The following is a 19309-nucleotide window of genomic DNA, read 5'->3' on the forward strand; positions in this document are numbered from 1 at the left end:
TATTAGGACATGTTGGCATTTGCTGATTAGGTCAGAGAAACAAAGAAACCGGCAATTGCCGCACTCATCATGTTTGCCAAAGTCGCTGCCAATAAAGCCCGCATACCTAAACGAGCAATGTCATGGCGTCTGCTGGGCGCCATACCACCTAACCCGCCAAGCAGAATAGCAATAGATGAAAAGTTCGCAAACCCGCAAAGCACAAAGGTAATAATGACCTGAGAATTTTCACTTAACTGATCTTTGTAATTGACAAAATCGAGAAACGCTACGAATTCGTTAATAACCAGTTTCTGACCAATAAAGCTTCCGGCCAGATTCGCTTCATCCCAGCTGACCCCTAATACGTAGGCAACAGGCTGAAATACATAACCAAAAATTTGCTGTAAGGTCAGTTCAGAATACCCAAACCAACCGCCAACCCAGCCAAAAATGCCGTTAACCAGTGCAATAAGCGCAACGAAGGCTAACAACATAGCACCAACATTCATTGCTAACTGCAGGCCACTAGATGCCCCTTGAGCTGCTGCGTCAATGACATTTGCGGAATTATCTTCCACTTCAATTTCGTTGAGATCGTTACGCGGCTTTTCTGATTCAGGAATCATCATTTTAGCCATTAAGAATCCCCCAGGCGCTGCCATAAAGCTCGCCGCAATAAGATACTTGAGCTCGATTCCAACTTCAGCTAAACCAGCAAGAACAGAGCCAGATACTGAGGCCATCCCGCCCACCATAACCGCAAACAGCTCAGAGCGCGTCATAGTGCCGATAAATGGCCTGACCATCATAGGCGCCTCGGTTTGTCCCACGAAAATATTGGCAGCTGCTGACATCGATTCCGGGCGACTGGTACCCAACAGCTTTTGCAGCCCCCCGCCTAAAATGCGAATAATCCATTTCATAATGCCTAAATAGTACAAAACGGAAATAAGAGAGGAGAAGAAAACAATGACCGACAAAACATGAATGGCAAAAACAAGACCAAACTCTTCTGATGCCAATCCACCAAATAAAAAGTTGATACCTGCCTGAGTGTACCCAATGACCTCGGAAATCCCGGCCGCAAAACTCAGTAGTAACTCTTTTCCTACAGTGGTGTAGAGTACAATACACGCTAACCCTACTTGAATGCCGAAGGCTCCGAGAACCGTTCTCCAACGAATGGCTTTGCGATCCGTTGAAACTAAATAGGCAACGATAAAGATGACGGCAATGCCGAGAATACTATTCATAGAAGAACCAATTTTATTCCGCCAGCAACTGACGTATTTTTGTTTTTATAATATCAATGGCGATTTCGTTCTGACCACCGCGAGTGACAACGAGATCGGCAAACTGCTTAGACGGGAATATAAAGTCAAAGAATGCGGGACGAACATACTGCTCATATTGCTCAGTAACCGACTGCAGCGTACGCCCACGCTCTTCAATATCGCGCTTGATACGGCGCAGCAGACAAATATCCAACGGCGTGTCCATAAATACCGAGATATCAAACTGTTCACGTAACTTTTCGTCGGTTAACAGCAAAATACCTTCAACCATTACGACTTTTGCCGGAGCAACCCGTATCGATTTTTCCAGGCGGGTATGCGTAGTATGGCTGTACTGCGGCATATCGACCGCTTCACCGGCCTTTAACTGCCGCAAATGTTGCATCAGCAAATCGTGTTCAAAAGCAGCAGGTTGATCATAGTTAGTTAATACCCGCTGCTCCATGGTCATATGACTCTGGTCACGGTAGTAAGCGTCTTCGGCCAGAATAGCAATGCCGTCAGTTCCTAATTCAGCCACTAACTCCTGATACACCGTGGAGGCAAACAGGCTTTTTCCCGACGCTGAGGCGCCAGCTATCGCTATAACTGTTATTTTACTCACAAGCTTCCGTTTCTATTTGCTGCAAACCGCGCGCAATTATCCTTGATTGTCTGTGTAATTAAAAGACTTGACTGACACCTTTATTGTCATAACTTTGGCCGATAATCTCCCATATATTTAATTTCGTTACAATTTAGCCTGAACATAAGCATGCATATCTGTGTGCCCTCTCGTATAGTAAGTTCGCTAAATAAAAAAATAATCCAGGAACCACTATGAAAATGATGAAAACGTTAACTGCCGTTGCCGTAGCCACGGTGTTACTAGGCGGTTGTCAGACAACTCAGTCGGCTGATAACGGACAGGCTGTCAGCCAGTCACGATTTCCCGAAGTAAAAGTCAACTACGAGACATTTACTTTAGATAACGGCTTAACTGTAGTCGTCCATGAAGATCGCAAAGCACCGATTGTTGCGGTAAACGTTTGGTACGCCGTTGGCTCTAAAGACGAAAAGACAGGCCAAACTGGCTTTGCTCATTTATTTGAGCACTTAATGTTTAACGGCACCGAAAACTACGATGACGAATACTTCGGTCCTTTTGAACGTGCTGGCGCTACAGAAATGAACGGCACCACCAACAATGACCGTACCAACTACTTTGAAAACGTTCCTACGCCGGCACTGGACATGGCCTTGTGGATGGAATCTGATCGTATGGGTCACCTGTTAGGAGCCGTAACTCAGGACAAGCTCGACGAACAGCGCGGCGTTGTACAGAACGAAAAACGTCAGGGTGAAGCTCAGCCTTATGGTAAGGCCTGGAGTTATATCGCCGAACAAACCTTCCCCGAAGGACACCCTTACTCATGGTCAGTTATTGGCTCCATGGAAGACTTAAACGCTGCTTCTCTGGACGACGTACACCAGTGGTTTGAGGATTACTACGGCGCAGCTAACGCAGTCCTGGTTTTAGCCGGTGACATTGATGTTGAAACCGCTAAAGAAAAAATGACCAAGTACTTTGCTGATATAGGCCCGGGCAAACCACTGCAAAAACAGGAAGCCTGGGTTGCTAAACGCGATGAGCAAAAACGCTCTACTATGGAAGACCGCGTTCCGGCTCCGCGAGTTTATAAGGTATGGAATACCGCGCAAATGGGAACTGCGGACTCGGAGTACCTGAGCTTGCTGGCTGATATCCTTGCTAATGGTAAAAACTCTCGCTTATATGAACGATTAGTTTATAACGAGCAAATTGCCAGCTCGGTCAGTGCCTTCCAATATGGTCGTAAACTCTCCGGTCAATTCTTTATTACCGCTGATGCCAAACCAGGTGTTGAGCTTGAGCGAATTGAAGCAATTATCGACGAAGAGCTTGAACGTTTAATTACTGAAGGCCCAACGGCTGCAGAACTGCAACGTACCAAATTCAGCACCACAGCCGACTTTGTTCGTCGCGCTGAAAAAGTCGGAGGTTTTGGCGGTAAATCAGACATTCTCGCTTCTGGAGCGGTTTACCATAACGCCCCCGGTTTTTATGAAAAAGAAATGAAATGGACTAAAGAAGCGTCCGTTAGCAACCTGCAAAATGCCGCTGAACAATGGCTTAATGACGGCGACTTCGTTCTTAATGTTGTGCCACAGCCTGACTATGCGGCTCAGGAAACCGATGCTGACCGCTCACAGTTGCCAAATGTAGGCGACTTACCACAGCTGGAATTGCCTGAAGTTAAAACGTTCACTTTATCTAATGGTTTAGAGGTTTATCTGGCTCAGCGTAGCGATACACCAACAGTAGAAATGAGCCTGGTGTTCGACAGCGGCTATGCCTCCGATGTTGGCGGAAAACTCGGTACAGCAAGTTACACCATGTCGATGCTAAAAGAAGGTACTGAAAACCTCAGCGCGCTCGAATTAAATAAGCGTTTAGAGTCTTTAGGAACCAACTTGAACGCGTCAGCCAGCCTGGATAGCTCGCGTATTAGCATGGACACACTCAGCGTTAACTTCGCAGAGAGTTTAGCGCTAATGAATGACATACTTCAGCGTCCCGCGTTTGCCGAGGAAGAAATTGAACGCAAGCGTTCAAACTGGATAGAAGGTATTCGCAAGGAAGAAGCTCGCCCTCAAACTCAAGCTTTACGCGTGTTGCCCGGCTTAATGTTTGGCGAAGGACACGCCTACAGTCAGCCATTAACAGGCTCAGGTACACCTGTATCCATTAAGTCATTAACTCGTGAAGACTTAGTCCAGCACGCTCAAACCTGGCTACGCCCGGACAACGCAAAACTGGTGATTGTGGGTGATACCAATGTTGAACAAGCTCAATCTTTATTAGAAGAGCAGTTTGCCAGCTGGCTGGCGCCAGCTTCTGATAAACCAGAAAAGACACTTGATGCTTCAATGGCTTCTGAAACCAGTCGCGTATTTCTGATTGATAAGCCAGGAAACCCTCAATCAGTGATAATAGCAGGTCAGTTGGCTCCTTCTGGCCAAGTCGATAATGCTGATACTATTGACGTAATGAACACCATTCTTGGTGGCAGTTTCACCAGTCGTCTGAATATGAACTTACGTGAAGACAAAGGCTGGTCTTATGGTGCTCGCTCTATCTGGTTAGATAATGAAGGCCCTGGTTTACTCGTTGCTCTTGCTCCTGTTCAAACGGATAAAACCAAAGAGTCGATTGAGGAAATTATTAAAGAGTTTACTCAGTACGAAGGTGACAAGCCTGCAACCGAAGACGAACTGGCCAAAGTAAAAGCCAATAAAACGGCTAAATTACCGGGCGCCTACGAAACCAAAGGCAGCTTGCTGAGCGGTTTAGTCAGCACCTTTAATAAAGGCAAAGATGTTGAGTATCTCGAGAACTATGGTCAGCGCATAAACGCCATTACGCTTAACGACGTTCAGGATAATGCGGACAAGGTTTTAAAACCTGACGCTATGACCTGGGTTATCGTTGGTGACTTGGCTGAAATTGAAGATAAAGTACGTTCACTGAATTTAGGTGAAGTGACTATTCTAAAAGAAAGCGACGTTAAGTAATATCGTCTCCCCCAGTCTTTCTGACTGGGGGAGTTTCTCTCTCATTACTCACCAAATAATTGCTCTGCGCGACTATGAAGGATCCAGCTGGTTAAAATATACTTGTCATTGGAAACTGGCATTCTACCTCTATGGGTGTGAGTAAAATAAGCTGGCGCTATGACCATTTGCCCCGCTTGTGGCTTTAACGACCGTTCTTGATAATAAAAGTCAGTTTCGCCACCTTCGTCTACATTATTTAAGTAATACATAAACAATAAAGCCCGATGCAATGGTTCAGTTGAACCTTTTTGCGGAAAAGCTTCGCAGTGCCAGTAATTATAATTTCCTTCACCTTTTCGATAACGCTGCATTTGTATTGCACCTACACGAAACAGCTTTTGCATAATTGCCATTTCATTGCCTTTCGCTATCTCATCGAAATTATCGTGAGTTAAAGCGGCTGGCTGCTGAGTTTCCGGATGCCGCAACGTTAGCGCGACTGGCGCTATCAAGGCAAAATGATACTTTTTAAAATACTCCAGCGCATGTCTGGCTGTGATCTTCTGTACTTCTAGCAGCAGCTTCTGGTACTCCGGGTGAGCGTTCAACGCTAGATCCGTACTCGACTTCTTACTCACATCAACACCACCTCCGGTGCGCCCCTGGAAGGTATGCGGCGACTTTTCGAAAACCGTAATGAACTGCTGGCACAGTTCGTGGGGTAACGCATTATCATAGGTTTCGATAAAATCATTCATAAAGATGACTCTTTCCAATAGCTATACGTTTGCCCGAAATAGCATTTTAAAAAAATTAATTCAATACGCGACTGACTTCCGGCGATGGCTTACCAATGTAGTAGCCTTGTAAGTACTCAATTTGTTGGTCACACAAATAGCTGTTCACTTCTTTATTCTCAACAAATTCAGCCACGATAGGAATATGTAATTCCTTACAGATACTGATCAGGCCATTCAGAATACTGGCACTTGTGGGGTCATGTAATACGTTTTGCACAATGCTGCCATCAATCTTCAAATAATCCGGACGAAGACTTATCAGGCGTGAGAAGTTTGAATAACCGACACCAAAATCATCTATCGCAATTTGTCCGCCTAAACGTCTGACATCTCTGGCAAAAGCCTGAACTTTGGTAAAATCTTCTGTCGATTCGGTTTCCGTAATTTCGAAAATAAGCTGCGCTTTCTTATGTTCTGACAACACATAATGAATAAAGCTGACCGTCTCGTCATTCAAAATATCTTCAATGGACACATTCACGGATATTGCGACCTGGTATTGCTCGGACGTTAGCACCGCCTGTTCAATAACAGAACGGGTAATTTCACAGTAATAACGTGTTGTTTTTGCCTCGTCTAAAAACAGCCCCGGCACTAAATCCTTATTTTTGTCTCTTAACCGGACCAACGCCTCGTAATAGCTGGGCTGATTTTTGTTCGTACTTTGAATGGGTTGGTAGTAATTGACAAAACGATGATCAACCAGCGCTGACTGAATTTTAGGAAGCCAGTTCACTTTATTCTCGTCCAGCAACTCACGTTCATAAACCACTTCCACTTTGTAGCCGGAGTAGATGGCTTTCGCTTTCGACAAAGCGCTTTCCGCAAGCTGTAACTGCTTTTTACGCCCAACACCCATGCCTATCGCGACATCCAGAGTGACATCACTATTTTCTACTTTGAGTTTGTGTAACGACAACGCCTTGTAAAAGCTAAGCAATTGTCTCTCGAATAAACTGGGGATCATTCTGAAGTCTGGAATTAACGCAAATTTATCACCATGCAAACGATAAATATTAATGTGTTTAGTTCTCAAAAACGCCGAAGCCCAGTCACTAAATTCACGCAGTAATGCATCACCAAATTCTAAACCATAGAAATCGGCGTAACTTCGAAATTTACGGATATCCAGTACGGCGAGACATTGAGCCCCTACCTGCTTAAGGTCGTTGAGCAAGTCTATTCGGGTAGGAAGAGCGGTAACCTGATCAAAGCGGGCTTCTTGTAGTAATTCATCCAGGTGAATCTCTCGTGAGATATCCTGAAACAACAATATTTGCTCAGCTAAAAGGCCATCAGTTTCGTATAAGGGAATTGCAATACAGCGACACCAGCGCCTGCGGTTGGCACTTGTCAGGCAAAGTCGTCCATTCCAGACTTCACCATTAGCGGCAGCTTGACTTATCTCGCCAGTCACATCGTTGCGACTATCAATGTGGAGAAACTCAGAAAATGCGGTTGTGCGCTTTAAATAGTGAACTCCTAGCAATTTATGCAGCGATTCACTCATCCAGCGAATATTACCGTCCGGCGACAAGCGTGCACATATTGCAGCAGACTCTAACGTATTTATATACTGCTTTAATAAAAATGGATTACGCATCAATGCCTGCTCAGTCAAGGTCAACAAATTAGATGTTACTTTTTTGTAATGTACCGAATCCGCTCCGATAATGACAGCCTGTTACAACAGATAGCTTGATCAAAATCGATAGGTTACGCCTATATTTAAAGCATTAATTGTGTATTCGTCTTTATCAATCAATTTTATCCAGTCAATAAAGTAAGTTGTTCTGGGGTTATGATCATACTGAACTCCGCCGCCGTAACTGATGCTGTTAAGCGTTGTATCTTCACCCCCTACCGTAAATTTACCGCGCGAAAAGCCACCGGTAAGATACAAAGCGACATCGGGTGACAAATACAAACGAGGCTTAGCTAAAATACTGGCCGTGTAATCGGTTTCAAACTTGGTGCCGTTATCACTGCTGCTGCGTACGCCGAAACCGTAGCGCGCCTCTGCCGAAAGGCTGTTGCTGTAACGATAACCCAGCATCAGGTTAATCGCATGAGGGGTAAATGACGGGGCTCCCTCAAGCTCGGTATCAACATTCAACTGAGCTAAAGATGCAGCCCCGTAGTAGCCACTGTCCTGCGCTTGGGCAAACACACTGACAAATAAAAGCGTACTACCACATAAAACAGCTTTCAAAAACTTCATGCGACTTCCTTATTAATCTGGTAACCCTAAGTGAGAGTAGTTTACCAGACTCTGTTACAGGTGATATACCCCTTGGTAATCAGCAACATCGACATCATAAGAGGTGTTCTGCATTAAATAGTCACGGAAGGTTTCCAGTGCATCTAACTCACCATGTACTAATTGAATTGGAGTGTTTGGTTTTAAACTGGATTGTTCTAGCCACTCAGCAATTTCTTGATAATCGGCATGTCCTGACAGTCCTTCTAAGGAGCGGACTCGAGCTTTTATCGGTAACCATTGGCCATGCAGTTTTATCGATTCCACACCCTGCAGCATTTTAGCGCCACGAGTCCCTCCGGCCTGGTGTCCACTGAATAAAACCGTCGCACGATGATCACTCAACCAGCGTTTAAAGTGATGCAGAATTCGTCCGCCTGTCGCCATACCGCTGCCGGCAATAATAATATGAGGCCCCGACTGAGACGCAATAGCTTTTGATTCATCGACAGAACGCGTGTACTCGACTCTTGCAAAGGTTCGGGAGCACTCTGAGTCCGTCAGTTTGTGAATACTATGGAAACGCTGGTAAAGCCCTGAAACGTTAATAGCCATGGGAGAATCTAAATAAATAGGTTGTTTAGGTACCCGCCCCTCATCCATCAATTTAACTAACAGATATTGCAGCAGTTGTGCTCTGCCGACTGAAAAGCTAGGAATTAATAACACACCGCCGGACTGAGCCGTCTCATTGACCACTTCTGCCAACTGTTCTTCCGCATCTTCGGTTTTAGCATGAAGCCGATTGCCGTAAGTTGACTCAAGCAGTAGCAAGTCCAGATCCGGTAGCGGTTCAGGTGGATACATCATAATATCCTGCGGACGCCCAATATCACCGGAGAAGCCAACGCGTTTACCTTCGGCTTCAATAATGACGCTTGAAGCACCCAGAATATGACCGGCTGGCTGCAAAGTCACTTTAATATCGCCAATTTCAAATTGTTGATGAAACTCAACGCCCTGAAGCAGCCGTATGGCTGACTTTGCCATTGCTTCATCATACAAAGGTTCTGGTTTTTCATGGCGGCTTAGCTTATGTTTTCCGAGGTATTTCGCATCTTCTTCCTGAATTCTTCCGCTATCTGCCCACAGGATATCGCACAAACCAGATGTTGCATGATGTGCGAAAACCGGTCCCCGAAAACCTTCTTTATATAGCACTGGAACAAATCCAGAATGATCAAGGTGAGCATGAGTCAATACGACACCGTCAACCTGATTAATACCCATTGGCAAAGGCTGCCAATTACGCCGCCGCAACCACTTGTAGCCCTGAAAAAGACCGCAGTCTATTAGAATTCGGGTTGATTCTGTTTCAACTAAATATTTGGAACCGGTAACCGTTTCCGCACCACCTAAAAATACGACTCTCATTGCGTGTCCTTATTTAAACCGACAACAAAGTATCTCACTTCACTGTCGTAGAAAAATAGACGAAAGACAACTATTCGTGCATTGACGATCTTTAATAATCTTGCTTCACTCAATTAAGACAAGGAGTAAGAACATGACTCATAAATACCCCCGAGCCGATCAGTTTATGGCCAGCACCCACCAGGTTAAGAATCAGCCACCGGCGCTGGAAAACTATAATCTTTACCTGGCTGATAAAGGACTACGAAAAGCCGTTGAGCGCGAAGGTGCCAGTTGGGCTTATTCCGATCTTATTGCCTTTGGCGAACTGGCTGGTAAGACTGACAGTATCGAACAGGGGTTTCAGGCAAACAAATACCAGCCTGAACTGAGAACTCACGATCGTTACGGGCACCGTATCGATCTCATCGATTTTCACCCGAGCTATCACCAGCTTATGTCGACAGCCATTGAGCATGGCCTACATGCAAGCCCTTGGAGCGAACCCAAATTAGGGGCTCATGTTGCACGGGCAGCAAAATACTATCTGCATACTCAGGTAGAAGCCTCTCATGGCTGCCCTATTACCATGACCTTTGCCTCTATACCCGCACTAAGACACCAACCCGATTTGTTCAAAGAGTGGGGACCCAAAATTACCGCCAGGCATTACGACCCCAGAAATATCCCTCATACCGAAAAAAGTGCCGTGACCATTGGTATGGCAATGACCGAAAAACAAGGTGGCTCTGATGTCCGGCTGAACAGCACTCGCGCTTACCCACTAGACAAAGAAGGTTCAGGCCAGGCGTACGAATTGGTTGGTCACAAATGGTTTGTGTCAGCACCAATGTGCGATGCTTTTCTGGTGCTTGCTCAAACAGCCAGCGGGTTATCCTGCTTTCTGGTGCCACGCTGGCGTCCGGACGGTTCAAAGAACCCAATTCAGATTCAACAACTGAAACAAAAAATGGGGAACGCGGCCAATGCTTCAAGTGAGACTGAGTTAAGAGGTGCACTGGGCTGGATGGTAGGTCAAGAAGGTAAAGGCGTTCGCACTATTATAGAAATGGTGGCAACTACCCGCTACGACTGCATGATTGGTTCCTCTTCCGGCATGCGACAAGCGGTGGTTCAGGCCATTCACCACGCCAGCCACCGCGAAGCTTTTGGCACTAAATTAAGTGAACAACCGCTAATGCAAAATTTGCTGGCGGACTTAGCCATTGAAAGCGAAGCCGCCATGACTTACATGATGCGCATAGCGCGGGCCATGGATAACCAGGACGACGAGCATGAAAAGCTGTTGTCCCGAATTGCCACACCCATAGGAAAATACTGGATTTGTAAGCGCACACCGAATCATGCTTATGAAGCTATGGAAGTGATTGGCGGTAGCGGTGTTATGGAAAACCACATTATGCCGAGACTGTTCAGAGAATCGCCAGTAAACGCTATATGGGAAGGCAGCGGTAATATTCAATGTCTGGATGTCCTCAGAGCAATAGAAAAACAGCCTGAGGTTCTCGATGTCTATTTTGCCGAACTGCAACGGGCACAAGGTGCAGATAAACGACTCGACCAGTTTATTATGCGGTTGAAAAGTGAGTTTACTGACAGGAATATGCTTCAGTATCGTGCACGCAGTATAACGGACAACATGGCCGTTGGGTTACAAGCCGCTTTATTAGTTCAACATGCCAGCACGGACGTTGCCGATGCTTTTTGTGCCAGCCGTTTAGCAACAAATACCGGACTCAACTATGGCACATTACCCACAGGGCTTAATTGTGCAGCGATTGTCGAAAGGGCCTCGCCAGCAGACGCACAATAAGTTCGCCAAATACAGCCAGCAACAAGCCTGAAACTAAACCAAACAAAATAGCGCCGGGGTTGAGTTTTACAGTATAAGAAAAGCTGCTGCGAACCTCGCGCTGAATGTCCTCAACTGGGGTAAAAAATGCCTGTTGATAAGCACTCCAGGCATTTTGACTGAAACTACGATAGGCTTGTTCCAACAATTGATTACGTTGATAAATGGCACTGATGCTTTGCCCGCCTTCCTGAAACACTCTGTCGTCACTGGCCTGATAGTGAGCAATAAGTTCCTCAATACTACCATCGAAAAATTTTTCGGCTTCATCACGAAACTCGTTCAGGCTGCGCTCTGACTCAATCATATGAGCCTGCAAACTTTTACCGTACTGATCAACAAAGCCGGGCAACTGTATTCCGGCGAGTACCCCCGAAACCAGCAGAATAATTCGTAGATAGGAAGTGAAGATTGCCATGGTCTCTCCTTAAAAGCCCTGAACCACTTTAGAGCAGACCTTAAGCGACAATCAAACTTAATTACGCTTCATTACACTTAACTTGTCAGCACGACCGCGTTTTTACCTTCGCTCTTTGCCTGATACATAGCTTTGTCTGCCCGGGCCATAATGCCTTCAATAGTGTAATGCTCTGAAGGTTTATCGCATTGACAAAGGCCGATAGACAACGTGACAGGTAACTCAGCATGCCCTATTCCACTCACTAACTGGCAACGTAAACGGTGCATCATGAGTCTGGCGTCTTCAGCGGAAATCATAGGGTGAATGGTAGCGAACTCGTCACCTCCAATACGGGCAACATAGTCGGTATGCCGACTGTGTAAACGAATTAAATCGGCTATTTTTTGCAACACCACGTCGCCAAAGTGATGTCCATGTTCATCGTTTATTTCTTTAAAGTCATCCAAATCGATAAAACTTACAGCAAAGGGCGTACCATGGGTTTCCAGTTGGTTTATCTCATCTTGTAATTGCGCGGTAAACGCGCGTCGGTTCATTATTCCGGTTAAGTGATCGGTAAGAGCCTGACGCTTTTCAAACTCCAGTTCGAGACGAATTTTATCTTCCGATTTTTTCTGCAGAGTGTAATCCCGCACTATGGCTATGCCATACAACTGGTCTTCGATATCCAGTTGATTCAACATAATATCGGCATAAAAAGTTGAACCATCCCGACGAATTGCGGGGAAAATCAAGCCATTCCCCATAGAGCGCCTGCCCGGGTACTTAAAAAACTTTTCTAAGTGCTGGTCATGCTTTTCACGCATACCTTCAGGTAGCAGTTCATTAAGATGCAGTTCAAGCATAGATGACGAGGAATAGCGAAACATTGTCGCGGCAGCCTGGTTAACACCAACAATGAGCCCTTGTGAGCTAATGACTATTGCGCCGTCCGGTATCACTTCAAGGAACTCAATAAAGGTTTGTTTTACTTTCATCGTTATGTGGCTCCACTGTTCTGCCGCATTAAACTTTGCAATAACACCCTTTTGCAACGGTATTAACCCATTTAGGAGCCGCTGATTCCTCCGCAACGGAAGGTATCAGCTCTTCTACAAAGCTACTCTCAGTAGTACAAAAAGCACCATCGGCATATGGGCCAATGTAAATCAGCTTTGATGATTTATTGAACATGATAATAGCTGGAGTTGCCGGAACGAAGCGCTTTAAGGTTGGATATTGATCGATATCAACAATCAAATTTTCCCCTTCAGATTCCGCTACCTTTCTTTTTACGCTGGCCATATGCCCGGATGAGCGCCAGTTACAAGAGCAATCCTCAGAAGTAATATGAAAAACGCTGCCAGCTAAGGAATAACCCAGACGCGTGAGCTCACCCACTAGCTTCGGTTCCAGTTTTTCGTTGTTACTGAGTTCCAGTAATTCACCTTTTTCATCAAACCAAGCCAGCCGTTGTTCCAATAGATAACTGATACCTAGAAGCACTAGCCCAAACCAGGCCACAACAGCGATAATAAGCCAACGGGAACGAGCCTTACCTGATTTCATGAGTGACAATGAAACGCCCTACTTCCAAGTCTAATTCTGCTGAAGCCTCTTTTAACGAATCGGAGTTTTCCTGACCAATCAGCAACAACTGAGTTTCTGTTTGTGACAACTCTCGCATTGTTTGTGCAGACTTCGAAATATCTTCGCTTGCGCTTCGCTGTTGTTCGGTTGCAGTTGCAATCGCAATAACCTGTTGAGAAACCTCTTTTATACGCTCCGCAACTTCTCTCATCGATTCTCCTGATTCATCAGAATATCTCACCGCATCATCAATCTGCTGAACACAAGCATCCATTGAACTTACAGCCTCAGCAACCTCAGTTATTATGCTTTTACTTATGAGACTAATCTCCTCTGCGTTTTTTGCCGTTGTAGCTGCCAACGACCTGACTTCATCGGCAACCACCGCAAACCCTCGGCCTTCTTCCCCGGCTCTGGCAGCTTCAATTGCTGCATTAAGCGCCAGTAAATTAGTTTGCTTAGCAATATTGTTTATTGCTTCAACGACGTCTGAAATTTGATGACACTGACTATCCAAAGTGCTCAGCTTTTTATTGGTTTCCAAAACATTAGATTTCAATGAGCCAATAGCATCGGCTGCTGTTTTAGCTACGCTGTCGGCATGCTCCGAACGGTCTATAGACTCCTCGGCTGAAATTTTCACTTCACTTGTCTGCTCAGCTATACTTCTTATCGTTACGGTCATTTGTTCAATTGCACTCGCAATACGATCCACTTCACGGGATGTATGCTTTCGACTGCTAACTAACTCTGTCGTTTGATGAGAAAGTTTACCTGAAACGCCCTGAACTTCTTCCGCCAGAGTCCGGGTGCTTCTGATGTTTTTCCTGAATTGTTCGATAAGCTCCCGGAAAGCCACAATTTCATTCGTTTCACCCTGAATCTCTACAGCTAAATCTAACGTGTCAGACTGTTTAACAATATTAGCAATACTGTCACGCAAGGCCTGAGCACTTCTAGCTTCAGCGTCACTTTTTTTAGCGATAACACAAAGCACGGCTCCTTCGGCTATGGCGAATCCCGCATGGATAGCTAAAATACCTAGAGTGACGTAGCCCTCAGCAAAAATATAAACGTCTGCACCATTAGATTGCAGAATAAAGAAGAGGATATGATGCACTGCAACTACAGCAACGCTGGTTATCACAATAGCCCAATCGCGATAATAAATTAGAAATGCCATCACTACGAAAATTTCAAAATGCATTTCGACCAAACCCATTGTCTGATCGATATGAACCGCAGTTATTAGTTGAACTGCCGCGGCTATAACATGATGCGTGAGCTTTCTTTGGCCTGCTATACGAATTAATAATAAAGGCAAAGCAACAATAAATAGTGAAAGCAATACTGGTAAAAACCAGTCATTGGTAAAGGAGGCAATCAAGAGCGTAATTAAGAACTGAACAATCAGGACGCCGATGAAAACTCGGTTGGCCGAGTTAACCCAGGGACGGTAAAACATGTAATTTCCTCTAAAGAAGCTAAATGAGGGCTAAAAGCGGCGCGAATAATGCGCTCACTTTTTCATCGAATCAAGAAAAACTTTCACTATTACGCACTTTTCTAAATAAAGGTTTAATCTCGTTTGTGATACAATGCCGAAAAGCCGCACATTAGCGCGGTATCTACTATCATAATTCCCGGAGCTTCATGTCCACAGAACAAAACCCATCCTCATTCCAGTCACTCGGATTGAGCGACGATATTTTACGAGCCGTCACTGAATGCGGTTACACCACCCCGACACCAATTCAACAGCAAGCGATTCCGACCGTTATGGCCGGCCACGACTTATTAGCCGCGGCGCAAACGGGGACCGGTAAAACAGCTGGTTTTACGCTCCCTTTGCTGCACAAATTGTCGCAAACAAAGACCGACGGAAAACCTGTTATTAAGGCGTTAATTCTTACGCCAACCAGAGAGCTGGCAGCACAGGTTGAAGACAATTTGAATACCTATGCAAAATATACCGGTCTTAAGTCTCTGGTGATTTTTGGTGGTGTTGGTATTAACCCGCAAATTAATGCCTTACGTCGTGGTGTCGACATTCTTGTTGCAACACCCGGCCGCTTGCTGGATCACAGCCGTCAGGGAACCGTTGATTTAAGTAAAATTGACGTACTGATTCTGGACGAAGCTGACCGCATGCTGGATATGGGCTTTATTCATGACATTAAAAAGGTCATGAAGCTCATTCCTGAAAAACGCCAAACACTGCTGTTTTCTGCAACCTTCTCAAGCGAGATAAAAGCATTAGCACAACAATTTATGCAACAACCCAAATTGGTTGAAGTTGCGCGTCAGAATGCAGCGGCAGATACTATACAACAGCGGGTTTACCCGGTTGATAAAAAGCGTAAAAGAGAGCTAATAAGCTATTTAATAGGAAGCCGAAACTGGCGACAAGTATTAGTTTTCACCCGTACAAAACACGGTGCCAACAGACTGGCTACGCAATTAAGTGATGATGGTTTGCCTGCTATGGCCATTCACGGCAATAAAAGCCAAGGCGCAAGAACGAAAGCTTTATCGCAATTTAAAGCAGGTAAGTTACGAGTGTTGGTAGCAACAGATATTGCTGCACGCGGTATTGATATTGATGAATTGCCACACGTTATCAACTTTGAACTGCCTCAGGTCGCTGAAGACTATGTACACCGTATTGGCCGTACCGGTCGTGCAGGAAGTGAAGGTGAAGCGGCGTCTTTAGTCTGTGTTGATGAGCATAAACTGCTACGCGATATAGAAAAGCTAACTAAAAATGAGATACCCAGAGAAGTTATTCCGGGTTTTGAACCAGACCCCAGCATAAAGCCGGAGCCTATTCAGAAGCCTCGTACGGGTCGTCCTCAAAACTCTCGTCGTGCGCCTCGCCAGAAGCGCCCGGACACACGACGTTAATTCTACCGCTGACCAGCAGGACCGGACTTTACTTTAAAAAGTCCAGTCCTCCGGTTACCGCAGCAACCTGTGCTTGAATGCACTGTTCAGGCGTTGCTTTCGGGCTGTCAGGGTACACTTCTGTAGTCGTCGCATACTCTGCTTTGCTAAAGCTAATGCACAATCCCATTTTCGCCGTTGGCAATAAAATAACGCCACGCTGAGCAATGTCCTCGCCTATCAGTTTATTTTCATCGTCGGCATCGGCAATATGAGTGACCTCTTCCACCGAATCTAAAACCGCCTTTTGAAACTCAGAATAAGGCTTTTCAGAATTTCCAACCAAATAGAACCCATCCGGAATATTCCAGTTCGTATTCACTTTTCCATCCATCGCCGCTTTGGCCGGACGAAACTCGCTGTTATCCGTATCCGTTGTTTCGTGTAAATCTATGTGGGCCAGAATATCTACGCCTAAGCCAGCAACATAATTCATAATGTGCGCGCATTCCCCGGCTGGTGAATCAGCGACAAAAGAGCGGTTAGGATCAATGGCCGCCGGATTCCAGCGGTTGATGGTTTCATAGCCCCAGGGACTCAAACATGGCGCTACCACCACATTGAAATGTGGCTGGTAATCTTTCGCTTTAGTTTCAATAAAACGCAACGCACCATGGACACCACTGGTTTCATAACCATGTACTCCGCCGGTAATTAAAACTGTTGGCTTCGACACATCCCAATTTTTTGTTCTGACCACAAATAAAGGATAAGTACCGCTGTCGTAGACAAGTTCACCGTATTGGTCTACATCGAAATCGCTTTTAAAGGTTTCAATCTTACTAACCACATCATCGAAGTAAGAGCGCTTTTTCGTTTGCTCGGCTAGCCACTGAGCTTTTTCTGTCGCTCCCCAGGGCGTGCCCGGTGTTCCAATATGGTAAATCGTTTGTTGCGTCATATTTTAATCCTATTCACTTAAAACAAGGCTGCTATACTAGCAAAGTCTTTACCGGTAGCTAAGCCGCCTTTGTCGATTCCTTATCCGCAGGCTTAGACACTTCAGTTTTTTCTGTCGATGTCTTTTCCGTCTTAGGTTTCTTTGGCTTTTTAGCCCCTAATGCAATAAGTATACTTTCACGCTCTTTCGCTAAAAACAGAGCCATATCCTCGAGTTGTTGCTCATCAGTGAACAGTTCGCTACTTTTAATTAATGGGTTCAGGGCTTCCGCCATATCCAGAATTTTATCGTGCGCATCGGCTTCGGCTTTTGAAGTGAAGGTCATTTTCTCGGCTCCGTCGCGAATAACTACATATTGGGTTACTACAGCCATGGTATGGTCCTTTGCTGATGTGTAAATATACTGTTTATTTGTACAGTAAAGTGACATAGATTGCAATAGTTGTAGCATTCGCTAAACTGCGCACTCCGAACAGGCCTTCGTTACGACAGGAAGTAAATCCGCCCTATGCAGTTCTCAAAAATACAAGTTCTACTGGCCATTTTTGCAATGGCAATTGGAAGCTTTGCCATTGGTATTGGTGAGTTTGTCATTATGGGGCTGCTGCCCGACGTAGCCGCAGACTTTAATACTGACACCCGGGAAACAGGCCACTTAATCAGTCTTTATGCGCTCGGTGTGGTTATCGGTGCCCCGCTCATTACCATTTTATTTGCCAGGCTGCCACGCAAACCTATGTTATTGGCACTGATGCTGGCATTTTCTCTGGGCAACTTCGCCAGTGCCTCAGCAGAAAATTACACATTACTTCAGGTGTTACGCTTTCTAACTGGCCTGCCTCACGGTGCTTACTTCGGGATTGCCTGCCTGGTTGCAGCCGATATGGTACGTAAAAACCAACGTGGTATGGCAGTAACTATGGTGATGATGGGACTCACTGTGGCGATTCTGGTCGGAAACCCGCTAGCCACCTGGTTAGGGCAGCTTATTGACTGGCGCACCGTATACCACACGGTAGGAGCGTTAGGCTTACTGGCTTTTGTCATGATTTCCATTGTGGTTCCCAAACATCCGAATGAAAAGAAAACGTCCGCCCGAGGCGAAATGCAGGCATTGCAAAACCCTCAGGTCTGGCTGACTCTGGCCATAGGAGCCATTGGCTTCGGTGGAATGTTTGCGGTATTGAGCTACATAGCCCCAACACTAATAAACGCCACCGGATTAGATTCTCACTGGATACCCGTAGCTTTATTTATCTACGGACTGGGATCGTTGGCCGGTAGTTTGGTCGGCGGCTGGGCTGCCGACAGAAACTTGAAATTAACCATCGGCGGTTCTTTGGTGTGGTCGGCAATTGTGCTGGCAATTTTTCCCTTAACACTACAGAGTCTATGGACGGTTATGCCTATGGTGTTATTACTCGGTAGCTCTGCTGCGCTGGTTCCGGCTCTGCAGGTACGTTTAATGGATGTTGCCGGAGAAGCCCAGACTTTAGCAGCATCGTTAAACCACTCCGCTTTTAATGCGGCTAACGCCTTAGGTGCCTGGCTAGGTGGTCTTGCTATCATTTCCCCGCTTGGCTGGCAAGGAACCGGTTGGGTTGGGTGCGCACTGTCGCTGGCCGGCCTGCTATTATTTTGGGTCACTAAAAAGCACAGCCGCAGAACACCCAACATAGTTAGTCTTTAGGCTTGCCCTCTGCATCTAACTCACTGAGCTCCTCATCGGGCTTCGCATAAGACAAACGCGCGGCCCGCTGAGTGCTATGATACCCATCAAGCCCTGAGATAGTCATTGCCCCCAGCGATTCTATATCAATGAAACCATCGCCTTTTACCGCCTCTTCTTTAACTTCAACCCAACGAACTTCCCCAACAATTAACGCCGTATCGTTATGTTGTATCGGAATAATTTCAACCTGTTGCATACCAATTCTGAGCGAACTCTCGGCCACATAAGGAGCATGAAAACCATCGACAAATTCCGGCGTCAGACCACAGGCTTCAAATTCTGAAGTTTCTCTGGGATACCGCGCCGATGTCTGATGCGCTTGACGGAAAAAACCTTCGTTAACCTGGTTAATAGTATAAACGCCACTCTCTTCAATGTTTTCCCAGGTATGCCGGGTAACCGACTGCGGTCGCATAACAAATCCCAACAGAGGCGGATTACTTCCCAAATGAACAACAGAACTGACTATGGCTAAATTGTTTTGCTGATGCCGGTCACGAGTGCCAATAACATTGGCGCTTTTAAACCCGGATAAGCAGTTCACAAAACGCGCTCGATCGCGGTCATTCATTTTCGCTAAATCTTGCTGTTTGTAGGTTTTCAT

The 19309-nt window shown here is 45.7% G+C and carries 17 protein-coding genes; 4 read left to right on the forward strand and 13 right to left on the reverse strand.

Annotated features, from left to right (window positions below; all coding sequences use genetic code 11):
• Window positions 1-26: 26 nt before the first annotated feature.
• Window positions 27-1235, reverse strand: coding sequence for a NupC/NupG family nucleoside CNT transporter (locus ACN0TF_RS04305; RefSeq protein ID WP_417440898.1), 1209 nt, complete (start codon window positions 1233-1235; stop codon window positions 27-29).
• 13 nt (window positions 1236-1248) lie between these two features.
• The gene (gene udk, locus ACN0TF_RS04310) at window positions 1249-1881 is read right to left on the reverse strand and encodes a uridine kinase (protein ID WP_011234778.1); all 633 of its coding nucleotides are present in this window, start codon (window positions 1879-1881) and stop codon (window positions 1249-1251) included.
• 215 nt (window positions 1882-2096) lie between these two features.
• Between udk and ACN0TF_RS04315 the strand changes: the two genes are divergently transcribed.
• On the forward strand, window positions 2097-4871 hold the full coding sequence (locus ACN0TF_RS04315) for a M16 family metallopeptidase (protein WP_417440899.1): 2775 nt from the start codon (window positions 2097-2099) through the stop codon (window positions 4869-4871).
• Window positions 4872-4915: 44 nt separating this feature from the next.
• Here ACN0TF_RS04315 and ACN0TF_RS04320 read toward each other — a convergent pair whose 3' ends face one another.
• The 4 genes from ACN0TF_RS04320 to ACN0TF_RS04335 all read right to left on the reverse strand — a co-directional run bounded on the left by ACN0TF_RS04320 (window position 4916) and on the right by ACN0TF_RS04335 (window position 9287).
• Window positions 4916-5611 (reverse strand): 2OG-Fe(II) oxygenase, encoded by a 696-nt coding sequence (locus ACN0TF_RS04320; protein ID WP_417440900.1) that lies wholly within the window; start codon window positions 5609-5611, stop codon window positions 4916-4918.
• Between the two features lie 55 nt (window positions 5612-5666).
• Window positions 5667-7256, reverse strand: coding sequence for an EAL domain-containing protein (locus ACN0TF_RS04325; protein WP_417440901.1), 1590 nt, complete (start codon window positions 7254-7256; stop codon window positions 5667-5669).
• Window positions 7257-7355: 99 nt separating this feature from the next.
• Window positions 7356-7874, reverse strand: coding sequence for a porin family protein (locus ACN0TF_RS04330; protein WP_417440902.1), 519 nt, complete (start codon window positions 7872-7874; stop codon window positions 7356-7358).
• A gap of 54 nt (window positions 7875-7928) precedes the next feature.
• Complete coding sequence (locus tag ACN0TF_RS04335; RefSeq protein WP_417440903.1) at window positions 7929-9287, reverse strand: MBL fold metallo-hydrolase RNA specificity domain-containing protein; 1359 nt, start codon at window positions 9285-9287, stop codon at window positions 7929-7931.
• A 133-nt stretch (window positions 9288-9420) separates the two neighbouring features.
• Between ACN0TF_RS04335 and ACN0TF_RS04340 the strand changes: the two genes are divergently transcribed.
• Complete coding sequence (locus ACN0TF_RS04340; protein WP_417440904.1) at window positions 9421-11100, forward strand: isovaleryl-CoA dehydrogenase; 1680 nt, start codon at window positions 9421-9423, stop codon at window positions 11098-11100.
• On the opposite strand, the gene ACN0TF_RS04345 is transcribed toward ACN0TF_RS04340, so the two are convergent.
• The 4 genes from ACN0TF_RS04345 to ACN0TF_RS04360 all read right to left on the reverse strand — a co-directional run bounded on the left by ACN0TF_RS04345 (window position 11051) and on the right by ACN0TF_RS04360 (window position 14594).
• Entirely contained in the window at window positions 11051-11557 is a 507-nt protein-coding gene (locus tag ACN0TF_RS04345) for a DUF2937 family protein (RefSeq protein WP_417440905.1), read from the reverse strand. The genes ACN0TF_RS04340 and ACN0TF_RS04345 overlap by 50 nt on opposite strands.
• Before the next feature lie 77 nt (window positions 11558-11634).
• Window positions 11635-12537, reverse strand: coding sequence for a diguanylate cyclase (locus tag ACN0TF_RS04350; RefSeq protein ID WP_417440906.1), 903 nt, complete (start codon window positions 12535-12537; stop codon window positions 11635-11637).
• 28 nt (window positions 12538-12565) lie between these two features.
• Window positions 12566-13108, reverse strand: coding sequence for a DUF6436 domain-containing protein (locus ACN0TF_RS04355; RefSeq protein WP_417440907.1), 543 nt, complete (start codon window positions 13106-13108; stop codon window positions 12566-12568).
• Window positions 13095-14594 carry a methyl-accepting chemotaxis protein gene (locus tag ACN0TF_RS04360; protein WP_417440908.1) on the reverse strand — a complete coding sequence of 500 codons (1500 nt, stop codon included), beginning with the start codon at window positions 14592-14594 and terminating at the stop codon, window positions 13095-13097. Before ACN0TF_RS04360 ends, ACN0TF_RS04355 begins: the two co-directional genes overlap by 14 nt.
• 188 nt (window positions 14595-14782) lie before the next feature.
• On the opposite strand from ACN0TF_RS04360, the gene ACN0TF_RS04365 reads away from it, so the two are divergent.
• A complete protein-coding gene (locus ACN0TF_RS04365; RefSeq protein WP_417440909.1) occupies window positions 14783-16033 on the forward strand; it encodes a DEAD/DEAH box helicase in 1251 nt (416 codons plus the stop codon).
• 28 nt (window positions 16034-16061) lie between these two features.
• Here ACN0TF_RS04365 and ACN0TF_RS04370 read toward each other — a convergent pair whose 3' ends face one another.
• Both ACN0TF_RS04370 and ACN0TF_RS04375 read right to left on the reverse strand, forming a co-directional pair.
• Window positions 16062-16973, reverse strand: coding sequence for a M14 family metallocarboxypeptidase (locus ACN0TF_RS04370; protein WP_417440910.1), 912 nt, complete (start codon window positions 16971-16973; stop codon window positions 16062-16064).
• Window positions 16974-17031: 58 nt separating this feature from the next.
• On the reverse strand, window positions 17032-17346 hold the full coding sequence (locus ACN0TF_RS04375) for a YebG family protein (protein WP_417440911.1): 315 nt from the start codon (window positions 17344-17346) through the stop codon (window positions 17032-17034).
• Window positions 17347-17481: 135 nt separating this feature from the next.
• On the opposite strand from ACN0TF_RS04375, the gene ACN0TF_RS04380 reads away from it, so the two are divergent.
• Window positions 17482-18663 carry an MFS transporter gene (locus tag ACN0TF_RS04380; RefSeq protein WP_417440912.1) on the forward strand — a complete coding sequence of 394 codons (1182 nt, stop codon included), beginning with the start codon at window positions 17482-17484 and terminating at the stop codon, window positions 18661-18663.
• Here ACN0TF_RS04380 and ACN0TF_RS04385 read toward each other — a convergent pair.
• Window positions 18653-19309 carry a flavin reductase family protein gene (locus ACN0TF_RS04385; RefSeq protein WP_417440913.1) on the reverse strand — a complete coding sequence of 219 codons (657 nt, stop codon included), beginning with the start codon at window positions 19307-19309 and terminating at the stop codon, window positions 18653-18655. The two genes, ACN0TF_RS04380 and ACN0TF_RS04385, sit on opposite strands and share 11 nt — an antisense overlap.

Source organism: Idiomarina sp. (assembly GCF_048265525.1).
Lineage (GTDB): Bacteria > Pseudomonadota > Gammaproteobacteria > Enterobacterales > Alteromonadaceae > Idiomarina.